Raw genomic sequence first — 12,401 nt, 5'->3', positions numbered from 1 at the left:
TGTCGAGCCGGTCGTTGCTGATCTGGGCTATCGGCTGGTGCGCATCCGTGTAAACGGAAACAATGGCTGCACCCTTCAAATCATGGCAGAGCGCCCGGATGGGACGATGGCTGTTGAAGATTGTGAAGAAATCAGCCACGCAGTTTCCCCGGCGCTGGATGTGGACGATCCAATCTCTGGTGCCTACCATCTCGAAATTTCATCTCCAGGTATTGACCGCCCGCTCGTTCGCGCAGGCGACTTCGAGCGCTGGGTCGGACATGTTGCGAAAATCGAAATGTCTGTGCCGCAAGCTGGGCGTAAGAGATATCGTGGACACATCATCGGTGTGGAAGATGGATGCGCGCTTATCAGAATGACCGATGTACAGGAAGGTCAGGATGAGGCAGCTCGTCTTCCGTTGGATGAGGTTGGGTCAGCCGTATTGGTTTTGACTGATGAACTGGTCGATGCGGCATTGAAAGCCGATAAAGCCGCAAAAGCAGCCCGTGGGGAGCCTACGGACGACGACAGTTACCTCAATCACTGATTAGCTGTTCTTGTTGCGCAATGGGTTATGGGCGGTTCCGGTTTTAAAGAGCCACCCTTTTGTTTTGATGTTCCTGCTGGTGTGAAGGAAGGCAGGGCGTGGAAGGAGTTGACGAGGAATGGCTATCAGCGCAAACCGTTTGGAGCTGCTGCAGATCGCTGAAGCGGTCGCCCGCGAAAAGTCGATCGACCGTAGCATTGTGATTGCTGCTCTTGAGGATGCAATCCAAAAAGCCGCTCGCTCCCGTTATGGCACCGAGACTGAAGTTCGTGCCGAGATTAATCCGAAAACCGGTGAAATCCGCCTTCAGCGTTTGCTGCAGGTCGTTGATGTTGTCGAGAACATCTCAACTGAAATTGCTCTGGTTGATGCGCAGGAGCGCAACCCGGATGCAACAGTCGGCGATTTCATGGCAGATCCATTGCCACCGCTCGACTTTGGGCGTATCGCTGCTCAGTCCGCTAAGCAGGTCATCGTTCAGAAGGTCCGCGAAGCTGAGCGTGATCAGCAGTACGATGAGTTTAAAGACCGTATTGGTGAAGTGCTCAACGCTGTTGTGAAGCGCGTTGAATATGGCAACGTTGTTGTCGATACCGGTAAGGGTGAAGCAATCGTTCGCCGTGACGAACTGATCCCGCGCGAAATCTTCCGCAATGGTGATCGTATTCGTGCGCTGATCTTTGATGTGCGCCGCGAACAGCGTGGTCCACAGGTCTTCCTGTCTCGTACACACCCTCAGTTCATGGCAAAACTGTTCGCGCAGGAAGTGCCGGAAATCTATGACGGCGTTATCGAGATCAAGGCTGTTGCCCGTGATCCAGGCTCCCGCGCTAAGATCGCAGTCCTGTCTAACGACAGTTCTATCGATCCGGTTGGCGCGTGTGTTGGTATGCGTGGTTCCCGTGTTCAGGCTGTTGTTGGTGAGCTTCAGGGTGAGAAAATCGACATCATTCCTTGGAATGATGATGCAGCAACCTTCATCGTAAATGCACTTCAGCCTGCTGAAGTTGCTAAGGTTGTCCTCGACGAAGACTCCGAGCGCATCGAAGTTGTTGTTCCTAACGATCAGCTGTCTCTGGCAATTGGTCGCCGCGGTCAGAACGTACGTCTTGCTTCTCAGCTCACCGGCTGGGGCATCGACATTATGACGGAAGCGGAAGAATCCGAGCGTCGCCAGAAGGAATTCCAGGTTCGTTCCGATCTCTTCCAGAATACCTTGAATGTTGACGAGATGGTTTCTCAGCTTCTCGCATCAGAAGGCTTTACTTCTGTAGAAGAAGTCGCGTACGTTGACCTCGACGAAATCTCGTCCATTGAAGGCTTCGACGAAGAAACAGCCGACGAAATCCAAGCTCGTGCACGTGAGTACCTGGAAGAGCAGGAAGCAAAACTCGCAGAAGAGCGTCGTCAGCTTGGTGTTTCCGATGAGCTGGTTCAGGTCCCAGGTCTTACATCCGCAATGCTTGTTGCATTGGGTAAAGACGAAATCAAAACCATGGAAGACCTCGCAGGCTGTGCAGCTGACGACCTTGTTGGCTGGACGGAACGCAAGGATAAAGAAACCATTCGCGTGGAAGGTACTCTGAGCAGTTTCGATCTGTCTCGTGCTGATGCGGAAGCTGTCGTGATGTCAGCGCGTGTTGCTGCTGGATGGATCTCTGCGGAAGACCTTGTGGAAGTCTCTGAAGAAGAGCTGGAAGTCGAAGAAGAAGACTTCGAAGGCGAAACATTTGAAGAGACTGTGGTTGACGCCGACGAGGAATTGGCGCAAGAGAGCGGTGCAGAAGACGCAAAAGGCGAGCAGTCCTCTGAATAATCTGTAGCCGCTTGACTGCAGAAAAAAGTTTTATACGGGGGTGTGTTGAAGTTGCAGCATAAGGCTGCGGGTTTCTACATCCCCGTAACTGAATGAAAAATAACAACAATAGTAGGGTTGGGAATACGAAGTGCCGAGAAAAAATGAGCCGACAGAACGAACCTGCGCGGTCACGCGTGAAGTTCTACCGGTGACAGACCTTCTCAGATTCGTTATGGCTCCTGACAAAACTGTTGTAGTTGATGTGAAAGGCACCCTCCCGGGACGTGGGGTTTGGGTGTCGGCAAAGAAGTCTGTTTTGCAGGAAGCGATAAAAAGGCGCGCTTTCTCGAGAGGCTTTAAGGAGCAGGTAAACGCTGAAGACGGTTTGGCCGACCACACCGACAAACTGCTGGAGCAGGCAGCTCTGGGCGCACTGTCCATGAGCCGAAAAGCTGGCAACCTACATGTTGGCTTTTCGAAAGTCGAGGCAGCTCTCAAAAAGGAGAGTGTTCTTGCTCTGGTGCACGCCACTGAAGCCTCTGAAGATGGTGTGCGTAAGTTGGCGGCCCTAGCCGCTTCTAGATTTGGCAAGGTGGATCGTCTCAGCGTGATCCGCCTGTTTAACTCGGAACAGATGAGTACGCATCTGGATCGGGATAACGTTATACATGCTGTACTGCTGGCCGGCGAGGCAGGCAGAAACTTCGTGAAGCACGCGCAACGCCTTGCGCAATTCCGGGAAGTTTCTGTCATGGCTGACGACGACGGTACAAAGGGTGCAGTGGCGCAGGACTGAAGGCAATATGAGCGATACCAAAGACAACCACGACAATCCCACCGGCGGGGAAAAGAAAACGCTGGGCCTCAAACGCGGAGGCAGTGTTGAGAAGGGCACTGTTAAGCAGAGCTTCTCCCACGGCCGCTCCAAGGCAGTCGTCGTGGAAAAGAAGAAGCGCCGTGTAGTTGTGCCGGGCCAAGAAGGCTCCGCGGCACCTGCACCTGCTGCAGCTTCCTCTTCAACTCCTGCAGCCTCCCAGTCACGCCCGGAAAAGCGTCAGGGACAGCAGCAAGAGCGCGGTCCTCAGCAAGCTCGCCGTGGTGCGGGTGATGCTCAGAAGCGCGGTGAAGGCGGCGGTCGCGGTGGCAACCGTAACAACAATAACAACCAGCGTGGCGGTCAGCGTCGCGGTGGTGGTGGCGGTCAGGGCGGTGGTGCCGTTCTGAAAACCTTGACCAAGGGTGAAGCAGACGCACGTCTCGCAGCGCTTAAAATGGCTAAGGTTCGCGAAGTCGAAGATGCTAAACGCCGCGCTGAAGAAGCAAAGCGTCAGGAAATCTTGGCTGCACAGCGCGCTGTAGAAGCAGAAAAACAACGTGTAGAAGACGAAGCTCGCGCTAAGCGTGAAGCTGAAGAAGCTGCTGTACGTGCTAAGGCCGAAGCTGAAGCGAAAGCTAAGCGTGAAGCTGAAGCGGCTGCAAAAGCTGCTGAAGCTCCAAAGCCAGCACAGCGCGAAGAGCGTCCGGCACGTTCTGGTGATCGCCCTCAGCGCAGTGGCGATCGTGGTCCTCGTCCAGGTGGCGACCGTGGTCCTCGCCCAGCAGGTGATCGTGGTCCACGCCCGGCAGGTGACCGTGGTCCTCGTCCAGGTGGTGACCGTGGTCCACGCCCGGCAGGTGATCGTGGTCCACGCCCGGCAGGTGATCGTGGTCCTCGTCCAGGTGGTGATCGTGGTGGTCGTCCACCAATGCGTGATGGCAAGCCGCCAAACCTGAATGGTCCTCGTCCAGGTGGCGGGCGCCCAGGTGGAATTTCTGCAGCTCCGGCAGAAAGCATGGAAACTGGTAAGGAAGTGAGCAAAAAGGCTCTAAAGCCTGCGCTACGTCCTAAAAAGCCTGTTGTGGCTGCTAAGCCAACACCTAAAGGCAACGATGACCGCCGTAAGTCAAAACTAACGATTACCCGCGCCACTGGTGGTGATGAAAGTCGTAATCGTTCACTGGCATCCATGCGCCGTCGTCGTGAGAAAGAAAAACGTAAGGGTCAAAAGGTTGTTCGTGAGAAGGTAGCGCGTGAAGTTGTGCTTCCGGAAGTGATCACCATTCAGGACCTTGCTCAGCGTATGTCTGAACGTGCTGTTGACGTCATCAAACTGCTGATGAAGCAGGGCCAGATGATGAAAATCAACGACGTGATCGATGCTGATTCCGCTGAACTGATCGCCGCAGAGATGGGTCACACCGTAAAACGTGTGTCTGAAGCTGACGTGGAAGAAGGTCTCTTCACCGTTGAAGACAACGACACTGATCTGTCCAACCGTCCACCGGTTGTTACAATCATGGGTCACGTTGATCATGGTAAGACGTCCCTTCTCGATGCGCTCCGCAAGGAAAACGTTGCTTCCGGTGAAGCTGGCGGCATTACACAGCATATCGGTGCATACCAGGTCGAGCAGAATGGCCAGAAGGTCACCTTCATCGATACCCCTGGTCACGCAGCGTTTACTCAGATGCGTGCTCGTGGTGCTAAGTCCACTGATGTTGTGATCCTCGTGGTTGCTGCTGATGATGGTGTGATGCCACAAACCAAAGAAGCTATTGTTCACGCAAAAGCTGCTGGCGTTCCGCTCATCATCGCGATCAACAAAATGGATAAGCCAGGCGCTGACCCTTCCCGCGTTCGCAACGACCTTCTTCGTGAAGATCTGGTTGTAGAAACCATGGGTGGTGACGTTATCGATGTTGAGGTCTCTGCTAAAGAAGGCACTAACCTTGATAAGCTGATCGAAATGATCCTGCTGCAGGCTGAGGTTCTTGAGCTGAAAGCTAACCCTAACCGTGCCGCCGAAGGTACCGTTATCGAAGCTAAGCTTGACGTAGGTCGCGGTCCAGTTGCTACTGTTCTGGTTCAGAAGGGTACACTCCGGGTTGGTGATGTTGTCATTGCTGGTTCCGAATGGGGTCGTGTTCGTGCGATGCTTGATGAGAATGGCAAGCCAGTTAAGGAAGCTGGTCCTTCCAAACCGGTTGAAGTTCTTGGCTTCCAGGCGACACCATCCGCTGGTGACATGGTTGCAGTTGTAGAAAACGAAGGCCGTGCTCGCGAGATTTCCGAATATCGTCACCGCCAGAAGCGCGACAAGATGGCAGCACGTATTGCTGGGTCTCGTGGTTCTCTGGAAGCGATGATGAAGGGCTTGCAGGAAGAAGGCAAAAAAGAATTCCCGCTCATCATCAAATCTGATGTGCAGGGTTCCGCCGAAGCAATCCAGGGTGCGCTCGAAGAACTTGGCAACGACGAAGTCGGCGCACGTGTTGTGGCAGCTTCCGTTGGTGGTATCACCGAGAGCGACATCACTCTGGCGATTGCGTCCAAAGCACCAATCATGGCGTTCAACGTTCGTGCAAACAAACAGGCTCAGGAAGCTGCACGTCGCGAAGGCGTCGAAATCCGCTACTACAGCGTGATTTACGACCTCATCGATGATGTGAAGTCCACTATGTCTGGCATGCTTGCTCCAGAACGTCGCGAAACCTTCCTCGGTTACGCAGACATCAAAGAAATTTTCAACATCACCAAAATCGGCCGTGTTGCAGGTTGTCTGGTCACCGAAGGTGTCGTTCAGCGTGGCGCACAGGTTCGCTTGCTGCGTGACAACGTCGTCATTCACGAAGGTGAGCTGGGTACACTTAAGCGCTTCAAAGACGAAGTCAAAGAAGTTGAATCCGGTGTTGAATGCGGCATGAACTTCACAAACTACAAGGATATGCGCGTCGGTGATGTCATCGAGTGCTTCCAGGTAGAAGAGATCGCTCGCTCCCTCTAACAGAGTGAAGAGCTAAACGAGCGAAATGAACATTCAGCAGCGCCGGCGCGGATTTATCCCCGTCGGCGCTCTGTTGTTCCAAACTCAAAGCAAATTGAGAGATAAAAATGGCAAAAGCACGCGATGAATTTGCAGGTCAGCCGTCTCAGCGCCAGTTGCGTGTTGGTGAGATTGTCCGCAAAGAGCTGTCAGACATTCTTACACGTGGCCGGATCACAGATCCTGATCTGGATGGCGTTATTGTTACCGTGCCGGAAGTTCGCATGTCGCCTGACCTGAGATGGGCAGACGTTCTGGTCATGCCTATGGGTGGTCGCGATATTGATGTTGTCCTCGCTGCACTTAAACGCAACGCGAAGTACCTTCGTGGGCAGGTCGCTCGACGCGTCACAATGAAATACACTTGTGATCTACGTTTTGTAGCCGATACGCGTTTTGACGATGATGATCTGATTACTCGACTGCTGCATGAGCCTGGCATCCGTAAGGATTTTGCTGATGGCGGCATCGATGACGATGATGATCAAGGTGATGACCGCGACTAAGCTTTACAGAGCATAATGCCAAAGATGAAGTCGTGGGTTTCAGACCAGAGTACGCGCTCAGAAGCGCAACGCATGCAAAGAATTAAGAGCTGAGAAGTATGGCGCGCAAACAGCAGCGACGTAGACCCCGTTTTCCTGTAAACGGATGGCTTGTGTTGGATAAACCTCTAAACCTGACCTCCAATGATGCATTGGGGCAGTTGAAGAGGATTTTTCATCCTGAAAAAGTTGGACACGCAGGAACGCTTGATCCGCTTGCGACCGGCTGCTTGCCTATCGCCTTTGGAGAGGCCACTAAAACGGTTCCATACATCATGGATGGACGCAAGGTTTACCGCTTTGAGGTGACCTGGGGCACGCAAACCACCTCTGATGATGCCGAAGGCGAACCGGTCAAGACCTCCGACGTCCGTCCGACGCAAGATGAGATCCTCGAGGTTCTGCCTGAGTTCCGTGGCGCCATTGAGCAGGTTCCGCCAATTTTCTCCGCAATCAAAGTTGACGGAAACCGCGCTTACGATCTTGCCCGGGAAGGCGAAGACGTAAAGCTGGATGCACGTACGATTGTGGTGCATCGCTTGGATCTGGTCGAGTGTCCAGATGAAAACCGTGCGGTTTTTGAAGCTGAATGCGGCAAGGGAACCTATGTTCGCTCACTGGCCCGTGACCTTGGTGAGCGCCTTGGTACATGTGGCTATGTCACTGACTTGCGCCGGTTGCTGGTAGGACCCTTCGGTGAAGAGCAGATGGTTACCCTGGATGAACTTCGTGCTGCTAAAGAAACTATGGCGGCAGAAGTTGAAGAAGGGGAAGAGCCACCTGTTCTCGACCCTCACGAAAATTCAGAACTGATCGGACACATCAAGCCAGTTGAGGTCGCACTCCACCAGTTTGCAGAGGTGCCAATCACCTCTGATGCTGCTGCGAAGGTAAAGCGCGGTAATCCTGTTTTGCTACGTGGTGCAAATGCACCGATTGGGCCCGAGGAAATCTATGTGGTTTCTGGAGGCAAGCTGATTGCTTTTGGTGAAGTCTCAAAAGGTCAGTTTAAGCCAAAGCGAGTTTTCAATCTCTGATGCCTTTCTGAAAGTGGAGCGCCACACGTGAATGTGAATCATCGCGGGGCGCAATCACTGAAAGGCAAACTGTTCTACTGGGATTTATGGCTGCAAGCCTCTTAAGATTCTTCTGGTTTTTTGAGAGTTTTTCAGTCATAGTCCCGCCGCTGGGAAGCTACTGCTTACCCGGTTATTATGTGTTGGCCTGACCCTGCTAGACGACATCTTGGCACGGCCCGAGCTCAACACATAGCTCTGTAAAAGAGCGCATGCCTTCTGGGCATTTAATAAGAGGCAGTATGACTGCCATTAGATAAGGAAAAATCGATGTCGATTACGCCTGAAAAAAAAGCTGAACTGATCAAAGAATTTGCGATCAAAGAAGGTGACACTGGCTCTCCGGAAGTACAGGTTGCTATCCTTACGCACCGCATTACAGTTCTGACTGACCACTTCAAGGGTCATAAGAAAGACAACCACTCACGTCGTGGTCTTCTTAAAATGGTTGCACTTCGTCGTAAGCTCCTTGACTACGTTAAGGGTAAAGACGTTGCTCGTTACCAGTCCCTGATCGAGCGTCTGGGCATTCGTCGCTAAGACGAAGAATTCAAAGCGCGGCAGCGAAAGCTCGCCGCGTTTTCCTTACCCTCTCCTATTTCCAAGGTATTTCGGGAAATTGCGAGAGGTATATTCTGGATCAGATCGTTCTCTTCCAGAATGAACGCAGGCGAATGAAGACCTGGCAGGATTGCCAGAAGCTTACAGCGTATCTCCCAAAAGTGGAGACCGGTTTTTGGTCAAAGGTACGCACAATCAAACAAAAGCTTCTCGCTGTCTTGCCTGCAATCGTTCGACCTGAAAAGGCATCGCGCCCTTGGTACTCAAGGAGTTGGTGCGCGCATTGCCGGCAAATGACAGCCTCAAGTTTGATGACGACCATCAGGCACTGAGGCGAACGTTAGGATAAAGATATGTTTGATATACATCGCGTGGAAGTAGATTGGGGCGGACGTCCGCTCATCCTTGAAACCGGCAAGGTTGCCCGTCAGGCAGACGGCGCAGTCATCGCAACATACGGCGAGACAAAAGTTCTCGCGACAGTCGTGTCCGCGAAGACCGCAAAGCCAGGTCAGGATTTCTTCCCACTTACCGTAAATTATCAGGAAAAGGCATACGCTGCTGGCCGCATTCCAGGTGGCTTCTTCAAGCGCGAAGGCCGTCCTTCCGAGCACGAGACCCTGACATCCCGTCTGATTGACCGTCCGATCCGTCCGTTGTTCGTAGATGGTTACAAGAACGAAACTCAGGTTGTTCTTACTGTTCTGTCTCATGATCTTGAGAACGCTCCAGACATTCTGGCAATGGTTGGCGCATCCGCAGCACTCACCATCTCCGGCGTTCCATTCATGGGCCCAATCGGTGGCGCTCGTGTTGGTTACATCAACGGCGAATACGTTCTGAACCCAACAGTTGACCAGATGGAAGAAACCGATCTGGACCTGATTGTTGCAGGTACGAATGACGCTGTTCTGATGGTTGAGTCCGAAGCTCAGGAACTGACCGAAGAAGTAATGCTCGGCGCTGTGATGTTCGGTCACAAAGGCTTCCAGCCAGTGATCGACGCTATTATCCAGCTCGCCGAAAAAGCTGCTAAAGAGCCACGTGAACTGAACCTGCCAGATCATTCTGACCTGTTCGGTAAAGTTCAGGAACTGGCTGCTGAAGAACTCGGCGCTGCATACTCCATCACCGTTAAGACAGAGCGTAAAAACGCTGTTGATGCTGTGAAGGCGAAAGTTGTTGAAGCTCTTGTAACTGGTGAAGAAGGCGCTCCTGACGCGACTGTCATCTCTGACCTGTTCAAAAAGGCAGAAGCTGCAATCGTTCGTGGCCGTATCCTTGATACCGGTTCCCGTATCGATGGCCGTGACCTTTCCACTGTTCGCTCAATCGTTTCCGAAGTTGGCATGCTGCCACGTGCACACGGTTCTGCCTTGTTCACACGCGGTGAAACTCAGGCAATGGTTGTTGCAACATTGGGTACTGGTGAAGACGAGCAGTTCGTTGACAAGCTCGAAGGCACTACCAAATCTGCATTCATGCTGCACTACAACTTCCCTCCATACTCTGTAGGTGAAGCTGGTCGCATGGGTTCCCCAGGACGTCGTGAAATCGGTCACGGTAAACTGGCATGGCGCGCTGTTAACCCAATGCTGCCTGCACACCATGATTTCCCATACACCCTGCGTGTTGTTTCTGAAATCACTGAGTCCAATGGTTCTTCCTCCATGGCTTCCGTTTGTGGTGCATCCCTGTCCCTGATGGACGCTGGTGTTCCTCTGAAGGCTCCTGTGGCTGGTATCGCAATGGGTCTCATCAAGGAAGGCGAGCGCTTCGCAGTTCTCTCCGATATCCTTGGCGACGAAGATCATCTCGGCGATATGGACTTTAAAGTTGCAGGTTCTGCAAACGGCATCACTGCATTGCAGATGGACATCAAGATCGACGGTATCACCGAAGAGATCATGAAAGTCGCTCTGGAGCAGGCTAAAGGCGGTCGCGTTCACATCCTTGACGAGATGGCAAATGCAATCACCGAAGCTCGTTCTGAGCTGGGTGAGCATGCTCCACGCATCGAAGTGATCAAGATCCCAGTAGACAAGATCCGTGAAGTGATCGGTTCTGGCGGTAAAGTTATCCGCGAGATCGTTGAAAAGACCGGCGCGAAAGTGAACATCGAAGACGACGGCACCGTTAAGGTGGCTTCTTCTGACGGTAAAGCGATTAAAGCTGCTCTCAACTGGATCAACTCCATCGCTGCTGAGCCAGAAGTTGGCGTAATCTACGAAGGCACAGTTGTTAAGACTGTTGACTTTGGCGCATTCGTAAACTTCTTCGGCGCACGCGACGGTCTGGTTCACATCTCCCAGTTGGCTCCACGCAAAGTTGCGAAAGTAACTGACGTGATCAAAGAAGGCGACAAAGTCTTCGTTAAGCTGATGGGCTTTGATGAGCGCGGTAAAGTTCGCCTTTCCATGAAAGTTGTTGATCAGGAAACTGGCAAGGAAATTCCTCGCGAAGAAGCTGCACCAGCTCCTGCAAAAGACTAAGCTTTTCTAGCTAAGTTCAAAAAGGCCGGTCCAGAAATGGATCGGCCTTTTTTCGTTTCAAACTCACTCCGCTGCGCTCTTAGAGGTCTGCGCCTTAAGTCGTGAGTGTCCGGCCAGAATATACAGCCCGCTCAATACGATAATCGCGGAGCCTGCCAGTGTCATGGCGTCTGCGGTCTCATCAAAAATCAGGAAGCCGAGCAGGAGGCCGAAAAGCAATCGGGAGTACCGGAAAGGGGTGACGACGGACACCAACCCGGTGCGCATAGCAACGGTCAGCGAGTAATAAGCCCCAATGCCCACAAGGGTGCCTGCAGCGATGACCAATCCGCTGAAGAGATCCGGCCAGACAAACCCGCCAGACCAGAATGAGTAAGCTGCACCAGTTGGGATAAGCACTGCAAAGCCGTAAACACCAAGCTGCATGTTGGAAAGGGCTGGGGGAGCCGCTCGTGTTGCCAGATCACGCCCTGCAAAGCCAATCATACCGATGATGGCAAGGATCGAGGTCACCTGAAAGCTTTCCGAACTTGGTTGGATAATCATCAGCACGCCAATGAAACCGATCAGGATCGCAAGCCACCGCTGCCAGTTCACGCGCTCCCCAAACAACACGGCAGCACCCAGAGTGACTGTAATTGGAGTGGCCTGAAGAATAGCAGAAGTGCTGGAAAGCGTGTTCAGCGCCAGTGACAGCAGGAAAAACAGCCGCCCCGTAATTTCAAAAACCGCACGCGTGTAAAGTGTTGCCTTCAGCGCTTCCGGCGTAAAAGCCCGTTCACCGCGTCTCCAGGTCAACAGCAAAAAGCCGAATGTGCCGCCGATACCAAACAACATCAGTGTTTGCCCAACGGGCACTGAAGCTGTCGCCGTCTTAAGCAGCGTATCCTCAATGGCAAACCCCAGCATTGCAAGCACCATCCAGGCGCTGCCGCGTATATTATCCATAATAGTATCCCCTTGCGGGAGTAGCTGCCTGGGTCTTGGAAACGCGTGAAAACGCAACCCTGCTGCATTTTTAAGTTCTGTAAAGATGAAAGCGCATTCTCGAAAACAGATCTTGGTTTTCGAGCAGGAGTACGCGTTAAAACAAAGATTTAGAGTCTGATGCGTGCATGGTGTGAACACACCGTACTCTGAGTAAGCTATCCGCTATCTTAGCGCAAGAATATGAGTTCCACGCGGGTTTCTATTCCGGTGGACTTGAGAATTCCTCATAGCTGGAGCGGTTTTAGCACCGCACGGCATCGCCGGCGGTGTTGAAGCATGGATTCCCGAAAGTTCGGGAGTGAGCAAGGCGAGCAGGCAGTGCCTGCGCATTGTGAGTAAATTAGTTTCTTCGGCATTGGCTGCTCGCCTTGCCCGGGCGTTTTTGTATGAAACAAGATCTCCTCCGAAAGGCATTGGGAGCAGGCACCATCAGCAACAAGCACACCGGCCAGAGGCAAATGTGAGTGTCGATGATAGCTAAACGCCTGCCAGTGTAGACGCCCATCGGGTGACCAGCTTCCGCTTGGTCCCTGCACTAAAGACTTTC

At 52.8% G+C, this 12,401-nt stretch carries 9 protein-coding genes; 8 read left to right on the top strand and 1 reads right to left on the bottom strand.

Annotation, left to right across the window (positions count from 1 at the left end):
- The 8 genes from rimP to pnp form a co-directional block, all read left to right on the top strand.
- Nucleotides 1–529: ribosome maturation factor RimP (rimP, locus tag PsW74_RS03250; protein WP_063305814.1), on the top strand; the 529-nt coding region annotated here is incomplete at its 5' end.
- A gap of 118 nt (nt 530–647) precedes the next feature.
- On the top strand, nt 648–2,345 hold the full coding sequence (nusA, locus tag PsW74_RS03245; protein ID WP_057463071.1) for a transcription termination factor NusA: 1,698 nt from the start codon (nt 648–650) through the stop codon (nt 2,343–2,345).
- Nucleotides 2,346–2,475: 130 nt separating this feature from the next.
- Nucleotides 2,476–3,123, top strand: a complete 648-nt coding sequence (locus PsW74_RS03240) for an RNA-binding protein (RefSeq protein ID WP_082596804.1) — start codon at nt 2,476–2,478, stop codon at nt 3,121–3,123.
- 7 nt (nt 3,124–3,130) lie between these two features.
- On the top strand, nt 3,131–6,151 hold the full coding sequence (gene infB / locus PsW74_RS03235; RefSeq protein ID WP_063286348.1) for a translation initiation factor IF-2: 3,021 nt from the start codon (nt 3,131–3,133) through the stop codon (nt 6,149–6,151).
- 107 nt (nt 6,152–6,258) lie between these two features.
- A complete protein-coding gene (gene rbfA / locus PsW74_RS03230) occupies nt 6,259–6,696 on the top strand; it encodes a 30S ribosome-binding factor RbfA (protein ID WP_063286349.1) in 438 nt (145 codons plus the stop codon).
- 98 nt (nt 6,697–6,794) lie between these two features.
- On the top strand, nt 6,795–7,772 hold the full coding sequence (truB, locus tag PsW74_RS03225) for a tRNA pseudouridine(55) synthase TruB (RefSeq protein ID WP_063286350.1): 978 nt from the start codon (nt 6,795–6,797) through the stop codon (nt 7,770–7,772).
- A gap of 309 nt (nt 7,773–8,081) precedes the next feature.
- A complete protein-coding gene (gene rpsO / locus PsW74_RS03220; protein ID WP_057463067.1) occupies nt 8,082–8,351 on the top strand; it encodes a 30S ribosomal protein S15 in 270 nt (89 codons plus the stop codon).
- A gap of 374 nt (nt 8,352–8,725) precedes the next feature.
- Nucleotides 8,726–10,864 carry a polyribonucleotide nucleotidyltransferase gene (pnp, locus tag PsW74_RS03215; RefSeq protein WP_063286351.1) on the top strand — a complete coding sequence of 713 codons (2,139 nt, stop codon included), beginning with the start codon at nt 8,726–8,728 and terminating at the stop codon, nt 10,862–10,864.
- A gap of 63 nt (nt 10,865–10,927) precedes the next feature.
- On the opposite strand, the gene PsW74_RS03210 is transcribed toward pnp, so the two are convergent.
- Nucleotides 10,928–11,812, bottom strand: coding sequence for a DMT family transporter (locus PsW74_RS03210; protein ID WP_063286352.1), 885 nt, complete (start codon nt 11,810–11,812; stop codon nt 10,928–10,930).
- Nucleotides 11,813–12,401 lie beyond the last annotated feature (589 nt).

It is taken from the genome of Pseudovibrio sp. W74 (genome assembly GCF_001623085.1).
GTDB lineage: Bacteria > Pseudomonadota > Alphaproteobacteria > Rhizobiales > Stappiaceae > Pseudovibrio.
This window is presented reverse-complemented; position numbering and strand designations above follow the sequence as displayed.